Below are 20,386 nucleotides of genomic sequence, written 5' to 3' on the forward strand. Positions count from 1 at the left end.
AAATCCATGAGCCGTACCCTGCATGATGTTGCCAGCGGCACCCTGTTCGGCGTCGCGCTGAACTACCAGGGCTTGCTGAACCAGCGTCTCGCCGAATTCGAGCAGCCGCCGTACCAGAAGCCGCCGGTCAAGCCGGTGCTGTTTATCAAGACCCCCAACACCCGCAACAGCCATGACGGCATCGTGCTCCAGCCCCACGGCGAACGCCTGCAACCGGGCCCGGCCCTGGGCGTGGTGATTGGCAAAAGCGCCAGCCGCGTCAGCGTGGAAAATGCCCTGGAGCACGTGGCGGGCTACGTCATCGTCAATGAGTTCAGCCTGCCGGAAGACAGCTACTACCGCCCCGCCGTCAAAGCCAAGTGCCGCGACGGGTTCTGCGCCCTGGGCCCTGAGCTGGTGGCCCGCGAGCAGATCGCCAACCCCCATCAGTTGAGCCTCAAGCTGTTCGTCAACGGCGAGTTGCGCCAGCAGAACACCACGGCCAATTTTGTGCGCGACATCCCCCGTTTGATCGCCGAAATCAGCGAGTTCATGACCCTGCATGCGGGCGATGTGCTGATCACCGGCACGCCTGAAGGCCGGGTGGATGTGCAGCCCGGCGACACCGTCGAAGTCGAGATCAGCGGCCTGGGCCGCCTGGTCAACCACATCCAGGCCGAGGAGCACCCATGAAACACGCCCGTATCCGCTATGCAGGCCAGGTCCATCAGGTCCACGTCGAAGCCGATAACGCTGTGCGCCTGGCCGATGGCCGGCTGCTGGCCGAAGACCAGGTCGAGTGGCTGCCACCGGCCACCGGCAATATGTTCGCCCTGGGTCTGAACTACGCCGACCATGCCGCCGAGCTGGCCTTCGCCCCGCCGACCGAGCCGCTGGCCTTTATCAAGTCGCCAGGCACCTACACCGGGCACAACCAGATCACCTGGCGCCCGGACAACATCGCCTATATGCACTACGAGTGCGAGCTGGTGGCGGTGATCGGCAAGCCGGCGCGCAACGTCAAGCGCGAGGACGCCCTGGAGTACCTGGCCGGCTACACCGTGTGCAACGACTACGCGATCCGCGACTACCTGGAAAACTACTACCGCCCCAACCTGCGCGTGAAAAACCGCGACGCCACCACCCCGGTCGGCCCATGGATGGTCGACGTGGCCGATGTGCCGGACCCAGGCAACCTGACCCTGCGCACCTGGATCAACGGTGAGTTGCGCCAGGAAGGCAGCACCCGCGACATGATTTTCGATATCCCCTACCTGATCGAATACCTGTCCAGCTTCATGACCCTGCAACCCGGCGACATGATCGCCACCGGCACCCCCGAAGGCCTGGCCGATGTAGTGCCAGGGGATGAAGTGGTGGTGGAAGTGCAAGGCGTCGGCCGCCTGGTCAACCGAATTGTCAGCGAGGCGGACTTTTTCGCCGCCCGGAAAGAGGCTTGAACCCCATGATCAAACACTGGATCAACGGCCGCGAGGTCGAAAGCAAAGACACCTTCATCAACTACAACCCCGCCACCGGCGAGGCGATTGGTGAAGTGGCCAGCGGTGGCGCTGAAGAAGTCGCCCAGGCCGTGGCTGCGGCCAAGGAAGCCTTCCCGAAGTGGGCCAACACCCCGGCCAAGGAGCGCGCGCGCCTGATGCGCAAGCTCGGCGAACTGATCGAGCAGAACGTACCGCACCTGGCCGAACTGGAAACCCTGGACACCGGCCTGCCGATCCACCAGACCAAGAACGTGCTGATCCCTCGGGCGTCGCACAACTTTGATTTCTTCGCCGAAGTCTGCACGCGCATGGACGGCCACAGCTACCCGGTGGACGACCAGATGCTCAACTACACCCTGTACCAACCGGTGGGTGTGTGCGCGCTGGTGTCGCCATGGAACGTACCGTTCATGACCGCCACCTGGAAGACCGCCCCGTGCCTGGCCCTGGGCAACACGGCGGTACTGAAGATGTCCGAGCTGTCGCCGCTGACCGCCAACGAACTGGGACGCCTGGCGTTGGAAGCGGGGATCCCCAAGGGCGTGCTCAACGTGATCCAGGGCTACGGCGCCACCGCCGGTGATGCCCTGGTGCGTCACCCGGATGTGCGGGCGATTTCCTTTACCGGCGGCACCGCCACCGGCAAGAAGATCATGCAGACCGCCGGCCTGAAAAAGTACTCCATGGAGCTGGGTGGCAAGTCGCCGGTGCTGATTTTTGAAGACGCCGACCTCGAACGGGCCCTGGATGCCGCGCTGTTCACCATCTTCTCGCTCAACGGCGAGCGCTGCACCGCCGGCAGCCGGGTGTTTATCCAGGAGAGCGTGTACCCGCAGTTCGTCGCCGAGTTCGCCGCCCGCGCCAAACGCCTGATTGTCGGTGACCCGCAAGACCCGAACACCCAGGTGGGCTCGATGATCACGCAAGCCCACTATGACAAAGTCACCGGCTACATCAAGATTGGCCTCGAAGAAGGCGCCAACCTGGTTGCAGGCGGCCTGGAGCGGCCGGCCAACCTGCCGGCGCACCTGGCACGCGGGCAGTTTATCCAGCCCACCGTGTTCGCCGATGTCAACAACAACATGCGCATCGCCCAGGAAGAAATCTTCGGTCCGGTGGTGTGCCTGATTCCCTTCAAGGACGAAGCCGAGGCCCTGCAACTGGCCAACGAGACCGAGTATGGCCTGGCGTCCTATATCTGGACCCAGGACATCGGCAAGGCTCATCGCCTGGCCCGTGGCATCGAGGCCGGCATGGTGTTTATCAACAGCCAGAACGTGCGCGACCTGCGTCAGCCGTTCGGCGGGGTCAAGGGCTCGGGGACCGGTCGTGAAGGCGGCCAGTACAGCTTCGAAGTGTTCGCCGAGATCAAGAACGTGTGCATTTCCATGGGCAGCCACCACATCCCGCGCTGGGGCGTGTAACCCCGCCGGGGCTGGCTCCTACAGGGTCCGTAGCGTACCAACAAGAATAATGAAATCAGGAGAATGATCATGGGTGAAGTAGTCCTGGCGGCGAAAATCTGCCACGTGCCTTCCATGTACCTGTCGGAACTGCCGGGCAAGCACCACGGTTGCCGCGAGGCGGCGATTGCCGGGCACAAGGAGATCGGGCGCCGCGCCCGTGAACTGGGGGCCGACACCGCAGTGGTATTCGATGTGCACTGGCTGGTCAACAGCGGTTACCACGTCAACGGTGGCGAGCGCTTCCAGGGCACCTACACCAGCAATGAGCTGCCGCACTTCATCAAGAACATGGAGTACGCCTACCCCGGCTGCCCGGAACTGGGTGAACTGATTGCCGCCGAAGCCAACCTGGCCGGGGTGCGCACCATGAACCACAACATCCCGAGCCTGGAGCTGGAATACGGCACCCTGGTGCCCATGCGCTACATGCACATGGACGTGCCCCAAGAGCAGAAATTCAAGGTGATCTCCATCGCCGCCTGGTGCGCCTGGCATCGCCTGGCAGACAGCTTCGCCTTCGGTGCCGCCGTGCGCCGCGCCATCGAGAAGAGTGATCGCAAGGTGCTGGTGCTGGCTTCCGGGTCACTGTCGCACCGCTTCTCCGACGACCGCGAAGCCGAAGCCAATATCCACAACTGGACCCGCGAGTTCGACAAGCAAGTGGATATGCACGTGGTGCAGATGTGGCGCGAAGGCCGCTTCAAGGAGTTCTGCGCGATGCTCCCGGACTATGCCGAACACTGCTTTGGCGAGGGCAAGATGCACGACACCGCGATGCTCCTGGGCTTGCTCGGCGGGCCTGAGTACAACCGCCCGGCCGAGATCATCACCGAGCCATTCGGCAGCTCCGGCACCGGCCAGATCAACGCCATTTTCCCGCTCTGAATACAACACCCGCAGATGTGGGCGCAGCCTCGCCCGGCGACACAGCGCCCACATTAAATCGCCTACAGAAGGAGGCTTTGCATGCCGCATTTCATCGCCGAATACACCGACAACCTCGAACCCCAGGCCGACCTGGCAGGGCTGTTTGAAAAGGTCCACCAGGTGCTGGGAGACAGTGGCGTGTTCCCCCTCGGCGGCATCCGCAGCCGCGCGGTGCGCCTGGACACCTGGCGCATGGCCGATGGCAAACACGACTACGCCTTCGTCCATATGACCCTCAAGGTCGGCCACGGTCGCGACCTGCCTACCCGTCAGGCGGTGGCTGAAACCCTGTTCATGGTGATCACCGAGCACTTCGCCGCCCTGCAGGCACAACGGCTGCTGGCGCTGTCCTTCGAGATGGTCGAGCTGCACCCGCAGTTGAATTTCAAACAGAACAACGTCCACGCGTTTTTAAGCAACCAGGCGGGTTGACCCCCCGCCTCCCCCAACGGCCTCTCAGACAAAAAGTACAACATCATGAGCACAGCCAATACCGCCCACAGCGTCACCCTTGCCGAGCATGATCGCACCCACAGCACTGTCACCTGGCGCCTGATGCCGTTGTTGCTGATCTGTTACCTGTTTGCCCACTTGGACCGGATCAACATCGGGTTCGCCAAGATGCAGATGAGCAACGATCTGCATTTCAGCGACACGGTGTATGGCTTCGGGGCCGGTCTGTTTTTTATCGCCTACGCGCTGTTCGGCGTGCCCAGCAACATGGCCCTGGACCGCGTTGGGCCACGGCGCTGGATCGCCTGCCTGATGGTGGTGTGGGGCATCCTGTCCACCAGCATGCTGTGGATCGAAAGCTCCACCGGCTTCTACGTCCTGCGTTTTTTGCTGGGCGTGGCCGAAGCGGGTTTCTTCCCCGGGATCCTCGTGTTTCTCAACCGCTGGTACCCGGCGCGCCGACGTGCGCAGATCACCGCCCTGTTCGCCATCGCCGTGCCCATGGCCGGGGTGATTGGCGGGCCGCTCTCGGGGGCGATCCTGGAGAACTTCCACGACTTCGGCGGGATGCGCGGCTGGCAGTGGATGTTCCTGATCGAAGGCGCACCCGTGGTGCTGCTGGGCCTGGTGGTGCTCAAGTACCTGCCGGACAGTTTTGAAACAGTGAAATGGCTGGAGCCTGCGCAGAAACAACAATTGCGCGAACAGTTGAGCACCGAGGAAAAGCGCAAATCCATCACCTCCTTTGGCGGCATCCTGCGCGACCCGCAAGTGTGGCTGCTGGTAGCGATCTATTTTGCGGTGATGCTGGCGGTCAACACCCTGGCGTTCTGGATGCCCACCCTGATCCATGGCGCCGGCATCGGCCGCGACAGCCAGGTCGGCCTGCTGAGCGCCGTGCCGTACCTGGCCGGCTGCTTCTTCATGATCGGCTGCGGACGCTCCTCGGACCGCAACCGCGAACGCCGCTGGCACTTGTGTGTGCCATTGCTGATGGCGGCGGCGGGGATCGCGGTGGCCGGCCTGGCACCGGGCAACTCGCTGGTGGTGATGGGCGGCCTGATCGTCGCCGGCATGGGCGCCAGCGCCGCGCTGCCGATGTTCTGGCAACTGCCGCCGGCCTTCTTGTCCAACTGCACCCAGGCGGCCGGGATCGCCATGATCAGCTCGTTTGGCAGCATTGCCTCGTTCCTTGCGCCGTACCTGATCGGCTGGATGCGCGACACCACCCAGAGCGCCAGCCTCGCCCTGTACGTGCTGGCGCTGTTTATCGCCCTTGGCGGCCTGCTGGTGCTGCGCACCAACGCTGCCATCGTCAACCCTCAGTAAGAGACCCTTGTCATGCTTGATCCACAGCTCATCCTGCAAGCCGCCTCCCAGCTGGACCATGCCGAACGCAGCCGCGAACAGGTACGCCAGTTTTCCCTTGAGCATCCGGCGATCACGATCGAGGACGCCTACGCCATCCAGCGCGCCTGGGTCGCCCAGAAGATCAAGGGCGGGCGCAAGCTGGTCGGGCACAAGATCGGCCTGACCTCGCGGGCGATGCAGGTGTCGTCGAACATCACCGAACCGGACTACGGTGCGCTGCTCGATGACATGCTGTTTGAGGAAGGCACCGACATTCCGTTCGAGCGCTTTATCGTGCCGCGGGTCGAGGTCGAACTGGCCTTCATCCTCGGCAAACCGCTCAAGGGCCCCAGCTGCACGATTTTCGATGTGCTTGACGCCACCGAGTGGGTGATCCCGGCCCTGGAAATCATCGACGCGCGTATCCAGCAGATCGACCCGCACACCAAGGCCACGCGCAAAGTGTTCGACACCATCTCCGACAACGCCGCAAATGCCGGCGTTGTCATGGGCGGCCGCGCGGTGCGGCCAACCGAAATCGACCTGCGCAAAGTGCCGGCGGTGCTGTACCGCAACGGCGTGATCGAAGAGTCCGGGGTCTCGGCCGCCGTGCTCAACCACCCGGCCAAGGGTGTGGCCTGGCTGGCAAACAAGCTGGCGCCCTACGACGTCACCTTGCTGCCGGGGCAAATCATCCTCGGCGGCTCGTTTACCCGGCCGGTGGCGGCGAGCCCGGGCGATACCTTCCATGTCGACTACGACATGCTCGGTTCGATTTCCTGCCGCTTCGTCTGACCCCTGGAGGACTGATTCATGGACATGCCTGTCAACCGTTTCAAACAGCGGCTCGCCAGCGGTGAAGCGCAGATCGGCCTGTGGCTGGGCCTGGCGGACGCGTACTGCGCGGAACTGGCGGCCAATGCCGGTTTCGACTGGCTGCTGATCGACGGCGAACACGCCCCCAACGACGTGCGCGGCATGCTCGGCCAATTGCAGGCCGTGGCGCCCTACCCCAGCGCGGCGGTGATTCGCCCGGTGATCGGCGATACCGCGCTGATCAAGCAGGTGTTGGATATCGGCGCGCAGACCCTGCTGGTGCCGATGGTCGAAAGCGCCGCCCAGGCCCGGGAGCTGGTGCGCGCCATGCGCTATCCGCCCCAGGGCATACGCGGTGTGGGCAGTGCGCTGGCGCGGGCTTCGCGCTGGAACAGCATCGACGGCTACCTGGACCAGGCCGATGCACAGATGTGCCTGCTGGTGCAGATCGAAAGCCTGCAAGGCCTGGCCAACCTCGACGCGATTGCCGCCGTCGAGGGGGTGGACGGCGTGTTTATCGGCCCGGCGGACTTGAGTGCCTCCATGGGCCACCGAGGCAATCCGGGGCACCCAGACGTGCAAGCGGCAATCGAAGATGCCATTGCGCGGATCCGCCAGGCGGGCAAGGCGGCGGGGATTCTCAGTGCCGATGAGAAACTGGCCCGGCGTTACATCGAACTGGGCGCGGGGTTTGTCGCGGTGGGGGTGGATACCACGGTGCTGATGCGTGGGTTGCAGGGGTTGGTGGGCAAGTTCAAAGACAAACCCGCGCCAGCGAGCACTGGCGGCGTCTACTAATCACCTTCAAACGCCGCAGGACCCGATGTGGGAGCGGGCTTGCTCGCGAAAGCGGTGTGTCAGTCAATATATTCGGTGACTGAACCACTGCTTTCGCGAGCAAGCCCGCTCCCACATTTTGGATGCGTGGTGTTTGAGAGATCGTGTTTCAGCGCTTGATGTTTTTCAGCTCATCCAACAGCCCCAGCAACGTCTGCAACTTCTCCTCCCCCAGTTGCTCCTGCAAGCGCTGGTAGTTGGCCTCCATGCACTGGCTCATGGAGGCAAAACTCGCCCGCCCCTTGTCCGCCAGGGTCACCAATACCCGCCGCTGATCCTGCTCGGCCTTGCGCCGATGGATCATCCCCGCCGCTTCCATGCGCACCAGCACGCCAGTCATGCTCGGTTTGAGGATGCAGGCCAGTTCCGCCAGTTGGTAAATCTCCAGTTCATCGTGTTGATTGAGGATGCGGATCACCCGCCATTGCTGCTCGGTGAGGCCGTGCTCGTTCAGCGAGGGGCGGAAAAAACTCATGGCCGCTTCGCGGGCCTGTAGCAAAGTGAGGGTCAGGGACTGCCGGGGTTTGAGCATAGAGTCAGGGTCACGTGATATTTAGTTAATGTTTTAACGAAACTCTAACATCCCCACCCCGCGCAAGCGCTATAACTTAATGGTCGCGCACGTCCATGGCGCGCTGAATCAAAAGCCCCGGCACGCAGGATCAAGACATTGCTGCCGCCAAAGCCCCTAATGAAGACATCTGCTTTAGAGCCTTCCTTCACTTTTCAGGCTGCGCCATGATCACTATTGAAACCCCCACGTATTACACCGCGACCAAGAAGTACAACCTGAGCTTTCCCACCCTGGAGCAGGACATCGAGGCCGACGTCGTCGTGATCGGCGGCGGCTTTTCCGGGATCAACACGGCGCTGGAACTGGCAGAAAAGGGCATCACCAATATTGTCGTGCTGGAGGCGCGCTACCTGGGCTTTGGCGGCACCGGGCGCAATGGCGGGCAGATCATGGCCGGCATCGGCCACGACCTGGAGAAAATCAAGCAAGACGTCGGCGAAGACGGCCTGCGCCAAGTGTTCGAGATCAGTGACCTGGGCGCCGACATCATCAAAGACCGGATCGCCAAGTACAACATCGACGCCGATTTCTGCCATGGCTACGGCTATATGGGCTTCAACGCCCGTCAGGAAAAGACCCTGCGGGCCTGGGAAAAAGACTTCAAGTCGATCAACAGCAAGCATGAAATCCGCTTTCTCGGCGGCTCCGATGTCCAGCAGATCATCGGCTCCGACGCCTACAGCAGCGCCCTGTTGCATATGGGCGGCGGGCATGTGCATTCGCTGAACCTGCTGCTGGGCGAAGCCACCGCCCTGGCCGGCCTTGGCGTGCGGATCTTCGAGAACAGCCCGGCCCTGGAAGTCAGCTATGGCGAGCGCATCACCGTGCGCACCGGGCGCGGCTCGGTCAAGGCCAGCAAGCTGTTGTGGGCCTGTGACAGTTTTCTCAACAAACTGGAGCCGGAGCTGCATCGCTCGACCATCAACACCTACGCGTTCCAGATGATGACCGAGCCGTTGAGCGAAGAACTGATCCAGCGGATAAGCCCGATTCGCGGGGCCTACAGCGACATCCGCCCGGTGATCGACTACTACCGCGTGACCAACGAAAACCGCCTGCTGTTCGGCGCCGCCACGCCGCTGGTAGAGCACATTCCCGGCGATTTGAAAGCCTGGAACCGCAAGTTGATGCTGAAGATCTTCCCCTACCTCAAGGACGTGAAAATCGACCTGGCCTGGGGCGGCCCGATGGCCTGCAGCCCCAACCTGTTCCCCCAGATCGGCACCCTGCCGGGGCGCAGCAATGCGTTCTTCGTCCAGGGTTACTCGGGCTTTGGCGTCACCCCCAGCCACATCATCTGCAAGGTCCTGGCCGAAGGCATGAGCGAAGGCTCGGCGCGCTATGACCTGGTCAGCTCAATCCACCGCCCGACGATTATCGGCAAGGACGCAATCCGCCCCTTGCTGCTGACCGCCGGCAAATCCTGGCACCAACTGTCCGGTTACTGGAATGGTCGCCGCTAACTCCATTTTTATCCCTCAGGAGCAACTGTATGGCCCTCGTTACCCTCAAGAAAGATATCCAGCTGTCTGAACTCGACGCCTGGGGCACCGTTGCCGATCTCGGCTCCGAGATCCTCGCCGGCGAGCTCAAGGCTTTCGGCAAAATGACTTTTGGTGCGCCCACCGACAAAGTCAGCAGCGCCTATTTCGGCACCACCCAGGGCAAATTCCGCATGGTCTACCCGTTTCATGAACAAGCCACAGTGGTCACCGGCGAGGTGCGCCTGACCGACGAAAACACCGGCCAAACCACCCGCTACCAGGCCGGTGACAGCTGGTTCGTGACCCAGGGCACACCCGTGCTGTGGGAAGTGGTCAGCGAGAGCTTCGTCAAGCACTACTTCGCGGTCGCATAACTGCGTTGCTTGGTGTGGGAGCGGGCTTGCCCGCGATGGCGGTGGATCAGTTAAGTACTTCTAATCTGACACTCAGCAATCGCGGGCAAGCCCGCTCCCACACAAGCCCGCTCCCACACCAAGCCCACTCCCACATTGGGGGTGGGCTGATTGATAAGTCGCGGTCAGGCCATTCCTACCACCTGCTGCAACCGGCTACTGCGAAACGCCTTGGGCGACTGCTCAAACTGCTTCTTGAACGAACGGCTGAAATGCGCAGAATCGGTGAAGCCCCATTTGTAGGCAATCGAGGTGATCGACTCGCTGCGCAGGAACGGGTTGATCAAGTCATCGGCGCTGCGCTTGAGCCGCGCGCGCTGGATGTAGCGGCAGACGCTGTCGTCCTGTTCTTCGAACAGCCGGTACAAATGGCGCACCGAGATGTTCAAGCGGCTGGCCAGGCCCACCGGGCTCAAGCCAGGCTGGCTCAGAGACTCATCAATGATTTTCTGCACGTAGCTGCGCAGGTTGTTGCCCTGCAACGCGCCCACGTCCTCGCGCGGGTCATCGTCCTGCTCCAGGGCCGAGCCCAGCAGTGACACAAAGGCACACTGCAGCGCCTCAACCTCGTCCTCGGCACCCTCGCTGCCCTTGCACAACTGGTCCATCAACACATGCAACATGCGCCCGCAGGCTTTGCTGGAGGAGATCTTGCCAAAGGTCTTTGATTGGCTGCCCATCTGCTTGCACACCTGGGTGCGCGGCAACGACAGCGAGATATGCTCGATCAAGCCGAATGGGGTGATTTCAATAGAGCCCACCGAGTCCATCAGCAGCAGTTCGCCAGGAGCCAGTTGCACCCGCTGGCCGTTCTGCACGATCTGCGAATAGCCGCTGCGCTGGCTGACCAAAAAGCAATCCTGATCGTTATCGCGGTCGGGGTTGGTCGCCTGGCGCTTGATCAACCCGGCATTGGTACGCAGGCTGGCCAACGACAGGCCGCCGCTGGCGAGCATGGAGAACTCGCCGATAAACAGCGAGCGGTTGAAGGCCAGTTCGGTGTCGAAGTGGCCGCACATGGCACGCAAGTCGCGGTTCCAGGTGTCGAGCCCCTGTTGTGCACTCTGTTGGATACCCATGGGTGTCTCCACAATGGCTTATTGTTTTTGTCGGGCAATAGTTAACATGTTATCTATATGCGCGCAACAAGTACCTGTCCACCATTGTGTTAGCACTAATGATGCCAATCAGAGCGTGCGCAATACGCGCTGCAAGCCGAGCAGCGCAGCCAGCAGTACATCCCGCTGTTCACGGCTCAGGGCAATGTAGCGTCGGAAGGCCGGCATGCGGTTGACCACCTCGCTGCCGCCCATGTGCTCCAGGCGTACGTGCCATTGCTGGGCATGCAGCTCGATGTGCAGGCGCTTGAAATCCAGGGGCATCAATGCCTCGTGCAGGGCGCTGTCCTGTTGCAAGCGCGCCTGCAATTGCCCCAGCAATGCCCCCTCGCCCGCGCGCTGCCGGCAGCAGATTCCAGTTCGTCGAATGGCCCCGCCATGGTGCAATTCAAAGCGTGCCGCGCCCTCTGCCGAGGCGGGTAGGCGCAGGCTGAATTCGGTCATGACCAGGTGCATCAACAACTGCGATTCGGTGCGCTCGCGGATCTCCAGGTGCAGGCTGTCGTCGTCCAGGAGGGCGTGCGCCAAAGTCGGCGATACCTGCTCGAAACGCGCCAGCCCGAGGTTGCGCTGCAACTGCCCCAGGGTGCGCCCAGGCTGATAGCCGGCGGGCGCCCGTTGCGCACTGAACAGTTCAGACAGCTTTTGCCGCAGTGCTGACATAGCCGTGATGAGCGTGACCCGGTTCATTGGCAAACTCCTTGGCCAGCACGTCTTCCACCGACGCCGGCGTGAATGGATTGACCTTCTGCACCACCAGGGTCCAGAACAGCGCATACACCGCAGTGCCGCCCAGCATCACGCCGAACGGGACATAGATATCCGCCGGGTTCATCCCTGGCGGCGTGATAAACCACATGCCCAACAGAATGCCGGCGCTGGACAGCAACTGCGGCAGCGGGAACCACGGCGAGCGATAAGCCCGTGGCAAATCGGGGCGACGAATGCGCAGGATCACCACCGACACCGTGACCAACAGGTAGGCGAAACTCCACGCACACACCGCCGCCAGCACCAGGTGCATGATGTTGTCGGTGTTGCCGCCCAGGTACAGCGCATGCAGGCACGGAATCAGCATCGCCACCAGGATGCACAGCACCGGAGTCTTGAAGCGTGGGTGCAGGTAGGTGAAGACCTTGGGCAACGCGCCATCCACCGCCATGCCATACAGAATGCGTGGCACACCGGCCATCAGGGTGTTGATGGTGGCGGCGCCGGCAAACAGAAAGCCAATGCCCAGCCACAGCGGCCCGATCTGCCCCATCACCTGTTCGGCAAAGCGTGGAATGGCCATGGGTGTGTCCAGCAGATGCACGCCGCTGGTCGCGTCCAGCACCACGTTTTCCACCTGGCGCTTCATCGCTGCGCCATAGATGAACATGCACGTTGCCACGCCCATCAGGCCGAGCATCATTGCCCGGGGCATGACCTTGGCCGACTGGCGCAAGTCCGGCGCCAGCGGGGTGACGAATTCACAGCCGACAAACATAAACATCGCCATGCCCACCAACGACAGCACTGTCACCAGGTCGGTGCCCACCAGGGACTCACCAAACCAGCCGTCCAGCTGCACTGCCGGCGCGGCGATCAGGCCCAGCACGCCAAACACCATCAAGGTGGTCCACATTCCGAAGGTGAGGATGATCTCGGCGCGGCCAAAGGCACTGACGCCAAACACATTGAGCACGCCGAACACCAGCACAAAACCGACACCCAGCAGCCACGAGCCACCGGCGGATTCGGCCAGGGTGTTGAGGTGTTCGAAGTTCACCAGCGCCATGACCCCGGCGAGGATGGTCTCGGCGGTGCCGGCAAACACATGCACGATCAAATACGCCGACAAGGTGCCGGTGATCGCAAAGAAACGGCCCATGCCGCAATTGATGTAGTCGTACACCGAGCCGGTGGTGGGCAGTATCGAGGCGGCCTCGGCGAAGGTCGTGGCCTGGGCCAGCATCATCACCACGGCCAGCAGCATGGCCAGCGCAAACGCGCTGCCGCCGATGCCAAAGCCCATGGTCGCGGTGAGAATCACCGGGCTGGCCATGATCAGGCCAATGGTGCTGGCCAACGCGGTGGGGAAACCCACCGTGCCCCGGTTCAGGTGCGCAGTAAGTCTGTCATTGCTCGACATGGTGCAGATCCTCGAAAGGGATTTTTTAGAAGTGTTTGCACTGTGCGCCCCGCCCAACCTGATCGTCTTGCCCCTGGCTGCCGCCGGTTTTGTTGCTCCCTGCCAGGGTTTGCAGCCTGGCGGCCAGGATCAATTACCTGGCACGCAGGTGAAAGACTTGCGCCGCCGACGCTCGCCCTAATGCGCCCTCAACTTAACCCTTGGGGGACTATAACAATGGAGCACACACGCAAAACCCGCCACCTGCGCCCGGCTGTCGGCCTGGGTCTGGCGCTGTTGATTGGCCAACCTTCAGCCCAGGCAATCGAACTGTATGCCGACGACGACACCACCGTCACCGGCAACTTCCTGGCCGTGTACGGCATGTTCAACAGTCGCAAGAACTACGAGGGCAGCCAGGGCGGTTCGACCTGGCGTGAAGGCTTTATCAAGTACGGCTTGAGCGTCGAGCAGACCCTGGGCAGCAACGCCAGTGTGTATGGCACCGCCAACCTGGTGAGTTCCGGCACCTGGGGCGATGGCGATGCCTCCCGCGTGACTGACGGCAGCGAGCGCACCACCAAGTTCGACGAAGCCTTTGCCGGCTGGCGCTCGGGGGACCTGTTGCCGGCCCTGGGCAAGGATGGCCTGGACCTGTCGTACGGGCGCCAGATCATCACCGTGGGCGACGGCTTTATCATCAACGACGATGGCCCGAACCTGGGCAATGGCGTGGCCGACGGTGAGTTCGACCGCGGCGGCGCCTATTACATCGCGGCGCGGCATGCGTTCGACAAGGCGGCAGTGATGCGCCTGGGCGGCAAGGACGGCCTGCATGGCAGCCTGATGTGGATCGAGTCCGACAACCGCGCCCAGGCCCTGACCGAAATGGCCATCGGCACCCTGGAATACAGCGCAGCGCCAGGCACCCTGGGCTTGACCTACCTGCATGGCATCGACGTGGACGAGCGGTTTGCCAACGACCTACAACGTCAACGCAAGGGCATGAACCTCTACAGCCTGCGCGGCACCGGGAATGCCGGGATCGACAACGCGCACTTCTCGTTTGAATACGCCTGGCAGGACAAAGACCCCGGCCCGGAAAAAGCCTGGTACGCCGAGGCCGGCTACACCTTCGCCGACCTGCCCTGGTCGCCGGACCTGACCTACCGCTATGCGCGCTACTCGAAAAACTGGGATGCGCTATTCGCTGGCTTCAATCGAGGGTTGGGTACCTGGGTCCAGGGCGAAGTGGCGGGCAACTACTCCGGGCCCTACAACAGCAACACCTCGGTGCAGCACGTGGCACTCAAGGTCAAGCCGCTGGACAACCTGACCCTCGGCGCACTGTTCTTCGACTACCAGACTGTCAGCAAGCGCAACATGCTCGACCTGGATGGCCGCGAGCTGGACCTGTATGTCGAATGGGCGGTGAACGAACACCTGATCATCACGCCGTTGATTGGCCTGTACCAACCGGACAAGGACCAGGAGACGGGCGGCAACCAGGTCGGTGGCAACGGCACCAACGTGTATAGCCAGTTGGTGGTGGCGGTGCCGTTCTAAGCCGTGGGTTGCGCCTGAGCCACCGCACTTCCCCTGTAGGAACGGGCTTGCCCGCGATAGCGGTAGTTCATCCGCCGAATGTATCGACTGACACTCAGCCATCGCGGGCAAGCCCGCTCCCACAGGGGCATGGCAGCCACAGACATACGCCCCGGCAGGCACAGTCAAGCTGTCGCCTGCAGCGTTGGTTAGCCTCGGGGTTTCCCTTTTGATCAGGAACCTCCCCATGAGCGATATCGCGCTGCTGCCCACCGTCGAAGCCTTCTTGCGTCGAGACCACGGCCTGTTTATCGACGGCGGCTATGTCCCCAGCCAGTCCAGCCAGACCCTGGCAGTGATCAACCCCGCCACCGGCCAGGTCATCGCCACGGTCGCCGACGCGCAAGCCAGTGATATCGAGCTGGCCGTGGCCTCCGCCAGGCACGGCTTTAAACAATGGTCCCAGACCGCCCCGGCGGTGCGCGGTAACGTGCTGCTCAAACTCGCCGACCTGCTGGAACGCCACCGTGAGGAGCTGGCACAGATCGAGACCTGTCAGTCGGGCAAGATCATCCAGATTTCCCGGGCGTTCGAGGTGGACCAGGCCGCGCATTTCCTGCGTTATTACGCAGGCTGGGCGACCAAGATCAGCGGCCAGACCCTCACCCCGTCACTGCCTTCGTTTGCCGGCGAGCGCTACACCGCCTTCACCCTGCGCGAACCGGTGGGCGTGGTGGTAGGCATCGTGCCGTGGAATTTCTCGACCATGATCGCCATCTGGAAACTCGCCTCGGCCCTGGTGACCGGGTGCAGCATCATCATCAAGCCCAGCGAGTTCACGCCGCTGACCCTGCTGCGCATTGCCGAACTGGCGGTGGAAGCCGGCCTGCCCGCTGGCGTGCTGAATGTGCTGACCGGCGGCGGCCAGGTGGGTAAGGGGCTGATCGAACACCCCGGCACCGACAAGGTGTCATTCACCGGTTCGGTGCCCACCGGCCTTGCGGTGGGCAGCGCGGCCATGGGTGCCGGCCTGACCCGCGCGACCCTGGAACTGGGTGGCAAAAACGCCGCGGCGTTCCTGCCCGATGTGAAGCTGGAAACCGCCGTCAACGGCATTATCGAAGCCGGGTTCCTGCACTCCGGGCAAATCTGCGCGGCGGCCGAGCGGTTCTTCGTCCACCGCTCGCAGATCAACCCGGTCATGCAAGCCCTGGCCCAGCGTTTGAGCCGACTGAATATCGGCTCGCCACTGGATGAGCGCACCGAGTTCGGCCCGGTCACCCACCGTCAGCACCAGCTGAAGCTGGAAGGTTTTTTTGCCACCGCCCGCGCCGAAAACAACACGATCATCCATGGCGGCCAGCCAATGGATTGGCAGGGTTGCTATGTCGAGCCCACGATCATTCTCGCCAACAGCATCAACGACACGCTGCTCACCGAAGAGACCTTCGGCCCCATCGCCACGTTCCTGCCCTACGACGACGAGGATGAGTTGCTGGCGTTGATAAACCACACCGCTGGCGGCCTCAGCGCCAGCCTGTGGACCAACGACCTGGGCAAGGCGCTGCGCATGGTCCCGGCGATCAACGCCGGCACGGTATGGGTGAATATGCACACCCTGCTCGACCCGGCCGTGCCGTTCGGTGGCAACAAATCCTCGGGGATTGGCCGGGAGTTTGGCAGCGCGTTTATCGAGGACTACACCGAACTCAAGTCGGTGATGATGCGCTATTGATCACCCCGGGATCAGCGCCTCCGCCTCGATCTCGATCAACCACTCGGGCAGCGACAGGCCGCTGACGATGATCCATGACGACGGCGGCGGATTGTCGGGGAAACGCTCGCGCAGCGCGGCAGCGATAGGCTCCTGCTGATCGCGGGCGGACTCGACGATATACAGGCGCAGCATGATCACATGGGACAGATCGCCCTCGGCCGCGGCCAGGACCTTTTCAATATTGTCTAGGGCGGTGGCGGTCTGCTCGGCGATGCCGGGGCCGACGGTGCGCTCGTCAGCATCCACCCCCACCTGGCCGGACAAGAGAATGCGCCGGCCCTCGCGCACTTCCATGGCCTGGCTGAAACCGTATTGCAGGGAGTTGAAGACTGTCGGGGGATTGATGGTTTTTCGTTGCATGACGACTCCTTGTTGTCTGTAGGAAATAAGGCTACCTCAAGTGTTTTTTCGGCTCTTGGAGAAGTTGCCGATTTCAACATCCAGAAACAGAACACCTTGCAATCCACCCTCCCCCTACCTATATTCGCGCCAGGCGCCATCTACGCCACCTTCCGCGGAAAGGGCCGCGCCCAGGACATGACTGCATACCTCATCACTACGACTCCCAACCTTAAAGCGGACAAGGTTTGTGCAAGGAGATCGTATGTCGCAACGCCCCGCCTCATCGGCCACTGACGGCCGTATCAACCTTGAGCAGCAGCGCAAGCGCGCCAAGGAACTGTTGCAGCGCCTGAAACACGGCACCGCGCCCACTGAACTGGCGCTGCTTGCCAACCCGCACCCGACGCTTTCCGATGCCCAATGGCTGATTGCCCGGCAACTGGGTTTCAGCAGTTGGCCCAAGCTCAAGGCCCATGTGGAAGCAGTGGATTTTGCCGCCAACCACCCCGGTTTCGAAGCCAGCGATGAAGCGCGCACCACCCATTGGCGCTGCGGCAATGATATTGCCCACAGCCTTGGCGTGGCGGGGTTCAAGGGGCGGTTTCGGATGCTCAGCGACCCGCTGTGCATGGGCCCGGTCCAGACCTTGCCTGGCGAGGCCTACCGGGCGATGCGGGCGCGCTTCATCGGCCAGGCGTTTACCCTGGATGTGGCAGATGCCGCACGCCGCCTGGACGATGAGTACAGCCATCTTGAAGAGCTGGGCAGCGCCGACCACAGCGTGTTGTGGTGCGAAGCGGATGCCTATGACCAACTGTTCCTGATCCGTGCCCTGGCAGGTCTTCAGCACACGCCGGCCAGGCTGGAGTTGATCGCGGTCGACCGCATTCCCGGCGTGCAGCGCTTTATCGGCATCGGGCAATTGGCCCCGCAGGTGTTGGCCTGGCTGTGGCCCCAGCGCCGGCCAGTTGACGAGCCCATGCGCCAATTGGCGCGGCAGGCGTGGGCGGCCTATTGCGACAGCTCGCCCGTGGCCCTGGCACAGTTGGCCCGCAACCCCCTCCCCGCCTTGCCCTTGCTGGCCCCGGCACTGCGCCGACAGTTGCAGGAGTTGCCCGGCGCTCGCGATGGCTTGTCGCTGACCGAGCGCCTGGCCCTGCAGTATCTGGTAGAAGTCGGCCCCACGCCGTTTGCCCGGGTGTTCGCCGAGCTGATGGCCAAGCGTGAACCCCTGCCCTACCTCGGCGACATGATGTTCCATGCCCTGATGCGGCCGCTGATCGACGGGGCCTCTCCTTTGCTGACTGAGTCCGACAGCCACCTACCCTGGCCTGGCCGCACACTGGCGCTGACGCCCCTGGGCCACCAGGTGTTGAGTGGCAGCGAGTACTGGCCCGATCATGCAAGCCACGAGCGCTGGGTCGGTGGCGTGCAGATCGTAGCGGGGCAGCCGCACTGGACGATCGACGACAAGGGCGTGCCAGCCTGGCGGACCTAACGCCCCTGGCTGAGCATCTGCAGGTTCATCGCCACGAGCTTGCGCCGCTTGGACAAGGGCTTGCCGGCGTGTTTATGCAAGGTGCACAGCTCGAGGTCATCCTCGATGACCAGGATGCGTGCGGAAGGAGATGGCATAGGCGGCAGATGATAACCGTTCACAATTAGGCCAGTTTCTCACCCGGGGAAACATTGCGCAACGAACGTGGCGTATTGGGCTGTGTGAACGCGGATTATCAATATTTTGAAGAAACTGATTGCATCGAACCTGGGCTTTTTCAGTTAAACGCCAGCAATCAAGCTATCTCCTCGTTAGGTCACGTCACCAGATGCAGGAGAATCATCATGTCGAAAGCCACCGTCAGCCAGTTCATGCACACCCTCCATCAACGCCTCACCGAGTTGTGGGATACCTGTGCCCGCGCTGGGGGAGCACGCTCATGACCCGTTTGCTGCTGGGCGCCGCCATGCTGGCACTGCTTGCCGGGTGCGCCACCGTCAAACAGCCCGAGTTGGACGTCGCGGTCCAAAGCTCCGGGCAGATCTGGAACGCCGTAGCGCACTACAGCGGCCGCACGTTTCTCTCGGGGCCACGCTGGACCGGGACCCAGGGGCCACAACTGACGGCAATCGACCAAAATGGCCAGCGCGCTGCCTATCCAAGCGGTGCCTGGAACAGTTGGGCACCAGGGCGGGATGCTGCCAACGTCTTCGTGAACATCAATGCCCTGCGCCTGGAGGGCGACAAACTGTGGGTGGTGGATACCGGATCGCCCGAATTCGGCGGCAACCCTGTCAGCCAAGGCGCAAAGCTGGTGTGTATCGACCTGCCTACAAACCAGGTGGTTCGCACCTACTTCTTCGGGCCGGATATCGCCATGGCCGGCAGCTACGTGGACGACGTCCGCTTCAGCGCCGGCAAGGCCTTCCTCACCGATGCGGGAAATGCCGGCATTATTGTCGTCGACCTGAAGACCGGCGAAGCCCGGCGCGTGCTGAACCAGCATGCCTCAGTGGTCGCCCGGCCCGACCGGGACTTGATCCTCAGCAACCAGGTGGTCAAGGCCCCCAACGGCCAACCCCTGCGCGTCAACGCCGACCCGCTGGAAGTCAGCATTGACGGCGTCTGGCTGTACTATGGCGCGCTGCAAGGCCCGTGGTTCAAGGTGCGGATCCAGGACCTTGCGAACCCGGCCCTGCCCCCGGAACAACTGGCCGCGCGGGTAGAATTCTTTGCCGATATACCGGCAACGGGAGGTTCGGTCATGGATGCACAGGGCAACCTGTACTTTTCCGACCTGGCCCACGACGCCATGCGCGTGCGCCGCCCTGACGGACAGATCGAAACCCTGATCGTGGACAAGCGCCTGCATTGGGTTGACGCGCCCTTCCTGGACAAGGACGGGACGTTGTGGCTGCCCACTCCACAAATGGACCGCGTAGCCCTGTTCAACAAGGGTAAATCCCTGGTGCAGTGGCCGGTGGGGGTTTATCGCTTATCGATACAGCGCTGATAAGCGCGACTGCAGATTGCTTAACGCTTTCACATCCCTTTCACAGTCGGGCGCCTAAGGTGATCCCAGCTCCTAGTGAAAACCTTTAAGCCCGCACTCCCCATCGCGGGCTTTTCTTTGTCTGGGATTTGGCTGAAAGCGGGGTGCCCGGCATCTGCATGCCGGGCCAGGAAAGTGCAACTACAACAATACCGTAGCCAGCATCCCCAGCGCCCCCAGGCAAAAGCCGATCAATGCGCCGCGCCCAGGTGCCTCATGGAACAGCGCCCAGACCACCACAGACTCCAGTAGCAACAAGGACGTGACCGAGACCACGGTGACGATCCAGATATCACCGACCGCCACATACCCCAGCCAATAGGCGCTCAACAGGCAAAGCCCGGCAAAGCACATCAGCACTACAGGCATGATGAATGCCTGCCATGAACCGTCGCCGGCATGGGCCAGCCTGGCGGTGACTACCTCGCTGTAGATTGCACAAAACTCACCGATCACCATCAACCCTAGAGCAAAAACTCCGAGTAGTTCTTTGGACATATCAAAAACTCCTTCGTATTCAGCGCAATGTTTTTCAGCTCCCAGCGCGCGATGCCGCTCACCAGGGAGTTGTTGCAGTGATACGACGCAGCCTTGAACAGGCCTGAATTACCGAAGTGCTTTTGCATGCTCATGTCCTTCA

Annotated in this window: 23 protein-coding genes; 15 read left to right on the forward strand and 8 right to left on the reverse strand. The window is 62.4% G+C overall.

Annotation, left to right across the window (positions count from 1 at the left end; translation table 11 throughout):
- Window positions 1-6 precede the first annotated feature (6 nt).
- From HU773_RS17835 to hpaI, 8 genes are all read left to right on the forward strand, one after another.
- Window positions 7-672, forward strand: coding sequence for a fumarylacetoacetate hydrolase family protein (locus HU773_RS17835; protein WP_057441647.1), 666 nt, complete (start codon window positions 7-9; stop codon window positions 670-672).
- Window positions 669-1,439, forward strand: coding sequence for a fumarylacetoacetate hydrolase family protein (locus HU773_RS17840; protein ID WP_057441649.1), 771 nt, complete (start codon window positions 669-671; stop codon window positions 1,437-1,439). The genes HU773_RS17835 and HU773_RS17840 overlap by 4 nt, the downstream gene beginning before the upstream one ends.
- 5 nt (window positions 1,440-1,444) lie before the next feature.
- The gene (gene hpaE, locus HU773_RS17845; protein WP_057441651.1) at window positions 1,445-2,905 is read left to right on the forward strand and encodes a 5-carboxymethyl-2-hydroxymuconate semialdehyde dehydrogenase; all 1,461 of its coding nucleotides are present in this window, start codon (window positions 1,445-1,447) and stop codon (window positions 2,903-2,905) included.
- A gap of 69 nt (window positions 2,906-2,974) precedes the next feature.
- Window positions 2,975-3,832, forward strand: coding sequence for a 3,4-dihydroxyphenylacetate 2,3-dioxygenase (gene hpaD, locus HU773_RS17850; RefSeq protein WP_057441719.1), 858 nt, complete (start codon window positions 2,975-2,977; stop codon window positions 3,830-3,832).
- 81 nt (window positions 3,833-3,913) lie between these two features.
- Window positions 3,914-4,306, forward strand: a complete 393-nt coding sequence (locus HU773_RS17855) for a tautomerase family protein (RefSeq protein ID WP_057960121.1) — start codon at window positions 3,914-3,916, stop codon at window positions 4,304-4,306.
- Window positions 4,307-4,351: 45 nt separating this feature from the next.
- On the forward strand, window positions 4,352-5,656 hold the full coding sequence (locus HU773_RS17860; protein WP_057960122.1) for an MFS transporter: 1,305 nt from the start codon (window positions 4,352-4,354) through the stop codon (window positions 5,654-5,656).
- Between the two features lie 12 nt (window positions 5,657-5,668).
- The gene (gene hpaH, locus HU773_RS17865) at window positions 5,669-6,472 is read left to right on the forward strand and encodes a 2-oxo-hept-4-ene-1,7-dioate hydratase (protein WP_186625953.1); all 804 of its coding nucleotides are present in this window, start codon (window positions 5,669-5,671) and stop codon (window positions 6,470-6,472) included.
- 18 nt (window positions 6,473-6,490) lie between these two features.
- Window positions 6,491-7,291 (forward strand): 4-hydroxy-2-oxoheptanedioate aldolase, encoded by an 801-nt coding sequence (gene hpaI, locus HU773_RS17870; protein WP_057960124.1) that lies wholly within the window; start codon window positions 6,491-6,493, stop codon window positions 7,289-7,291.
- Between the two features lie 148 nt (window positions 7,292-7,439).
- On the opposite strand, the gene hpaR is transcribed toward hpaI, so the two are convergent.
- Window positions 7,440-7,862: a homoprotocatechuate degradation operon regulator HpaR gene (hpaR, locus tag HU773_RS17875; protein WP_057960125.1), complete on the reverse strand. Its 423-nt coding sequence runs from the start codon at window positions 7,860-7,862 to the stop codon at window positions 7,440-7,442.
- Between the two features lie 206 nt (window positions 7,863-8,068).
- Between hpaR and HU773_RS17880 the strand changes: the two genes are divergently transcribed.
- A complete protein-coding gene (locus tag HU773_RS17880) occupies window positions 8,069-9,367 on the forward strand; it encodes an NAD(P)/FAD-dependent oxidoreductase (protein ID WP_057441663.1) in 1,299 nt (432 codons plus the stop codon).
- Between the two features lie 29 nt (window positions 9,368-9,396).
- On the forward strand, window positions 9,397-9,762 hold the full coding sequence (locus tag HU773_RS17885; RefSeq protein WP_057441665.1) for a cupin domain-containing protein: 366 nt from the start codon (window positions 9,397-9,399) through the stop codon (window positions 9,760-9,762).
- A gap of 164 nt (window positions 9,763-9,926) precedes the next feature.
- On the opposite strand, the gene feaR is transcribed toward HU773_RS17885, so the two are convergent.
- From feaR to HU773_RS17900, 3 genes are all read right to left on the reverse strand, one after another.
- Window positions 9,927-10,880 carry a transcriptional regulator FeaR gene (gene feaR, locus HU773_RS17890; protein ID WP_186625954.1) on the reverse strand — a complete coding sequence of 318 codons (954 nt, stop codon included), beginning with the start codon at window positions 10,878-10,880 and terminating at the stop codon, window positions 9,927-9,929.
- A gap of 108 nt (window positions 10,881-10,988) precedes the next feature.
- Window positions 10,989-11,609, reverse strand: a complete 621-nt coding sequence (locus HU773_RS17895; RefSeq protein ID WP_057960127.1) for a DUF3156 family protein — start codon at window positions 11,607-11,609, stop codon at window positions 10,989-10,991.
- Window positions 11,554-13,053 (reverse strand): APC family permease, encoded by a 1,500-nt coding sequence (locus HU773_RS17900; RefSeq protein WP_057441676.1) that lies wholly within the window; start codon window positions 13,051-13,053, stop codon window positions 11,554-11,556. The genes HU773_RS17895 and HU773_RS17900 overlap by 56 nt, the downstream gene beginning before the upstream one ends.
- Between HU773_RS17900 and HU773_RS17905 the strand changes: the two genes are divergently transcribed.
- From HU773_RS17905 to HU773_RS17915, 3 genes are all read left to right on the forward strand, one after another.
- Window positions 13,052-13,234 (forward strand): hypothetical protein, encoded by a 183-nt coding sequence (locus HU773_RS17905; protein WP_225923885.1) that lies wholly within the window; start codon window positions 13,052-13,054, stop codon window positions 13,232-13,234. The genes HU773_RS17900 and HU773_RS17905 overlap by 2 nt on opposite strands.
- 35 nt (window positions 13,235-13,269) lie before the next feature.
- A complete protein-coding gene (locus tag HU773_RS17910) occupies window positions 13,270-14,598 on the forward strand; it encodes an alginate export family protein (protein ID WP_057960129.1) in 1,329 nt (442 codons plus the stop codon).
- Window positions 14,599-14,824: 226 nt separating this feature from the next.
- Window positions 14,825-16,312 carry an aldehyde dehydrogenase family protein gene (locus tag HU773_RS17915; RefSeq protein ID WP_186625955.1) on the forward strand — a complete coding sequence of 496 codons (1,488 nt, stop codon included), beginning with the start codon at window positions 14,825-14,827 and terminating at the stop codon, window positions 16,310-16,312.
- On the opposite strand, the gene HU773_RS17920 is transcribed toward HU773_RS17915, so the two are convergent.
- Window positions 16,313-16,714 (reverse strand): RidA family protein, encoded by a 402-nt coding sequence (locus tag HU773_RS17920; protein WP_057441680.1) that lies wholly within the window; start codon window positions 16,712-16,714, stop codon window positions 16,313-16,315. It lies immediately after the preceding gene.
- Between the two features lie 244 nt (window positions 16,715-16,958).
- Between HU773_RS17920 and HU773_RS17925 the strand changes: the two genes are divergently transcribed.
- Entirely contained in the window at window positions 16,959-18,194 is a 1,236-nt protein-coding gene (locus tag HU773_RS17925; RefSeq protein ID WP_120733584.1) for a DUF1835 domain-containing protein, read from the forward strand.
- Here HU773_RS17925 and HU773_RS17930 read toward each other — a convergent pair.
- Window positions 18,191-18,331 carry a hypothetical protein gene (locus tag HU773_RS17930; RefSeq protein WP_186625956.1) on the reverse strand — a complete coding sequence of 47 codons (141 nt, stop codon included), beginning with the start codon at window positions 18,329-18,331 and terminating at the stop codon, window positions 18,191-18,193. The two genes, HU773_RS17925 and HU773_RS17930, sit on opposite strands and share 4 nt — an antisense overlap.
- A gap of 302 nt (window positions 18,332-18,633) precedes the next feature.
- Between HU773_RS17930 and HU773_RS17935 the strand changes: the two genes are divergently transcribed.
- On the forward strand, window positions 18,634-19,707 hold the full coding sequence (locus HU773_RS17935; protein ID WP_186625957.1) for an L-dopachrome tautomerase-related protein: 1,074 nt from the start codon (window positions 18,634-18,636) through the stop codon (window positions 19,705-19,707).
- Window positions 19,708-19,887: 180 nt separating this feature from the next.
- Here HU773_RS17935 and HU773_RS17940 read toward each other — a convergent pair whose 3' ends face one another.
- Together HU773_RS17940 and HU773_RS17945 are read right to left on the reverse strand one after the other, a co-directional pair.
- Complete coding sequence (locus tag HU773_RS17940; protein ID WP_186625960.1) at window positions 19,888-20,205, reverse strand: hypothetical protein; 318 nt, start codon at window positions 20,203-20,205, stop codon at window positions 19,888-19,890.
- Window positions 20,206-20,210: 5 nt separating this feature from the next.
- Window positions 20,211-20,372 carry a hypothetical protein gene (locus tag HU773_RS17945; protein WP_162947739.1) on the reverse strand — a complete coding sequence of 54 codons (162 nt, stop codon included), beginning with the start codon at window positions 20,370-20,372 and terminating at the stop codon, window positions 20,211-20,213.
- Window positions 20,373-20,386 lie beyond the last annotated feature (14 nt).

It is taken from the genome of Pseudomonas shahriarae (assembly GCF_014268455.2).
Taxonomy (GTDB): domain Bacteria; phylum Pseudomonadota; class Gammaproteobacteria; order Pseudomonadales; family Pseudomonadaceae; genus Aquipseudomonas; species Aquipseudomonas shahriarae.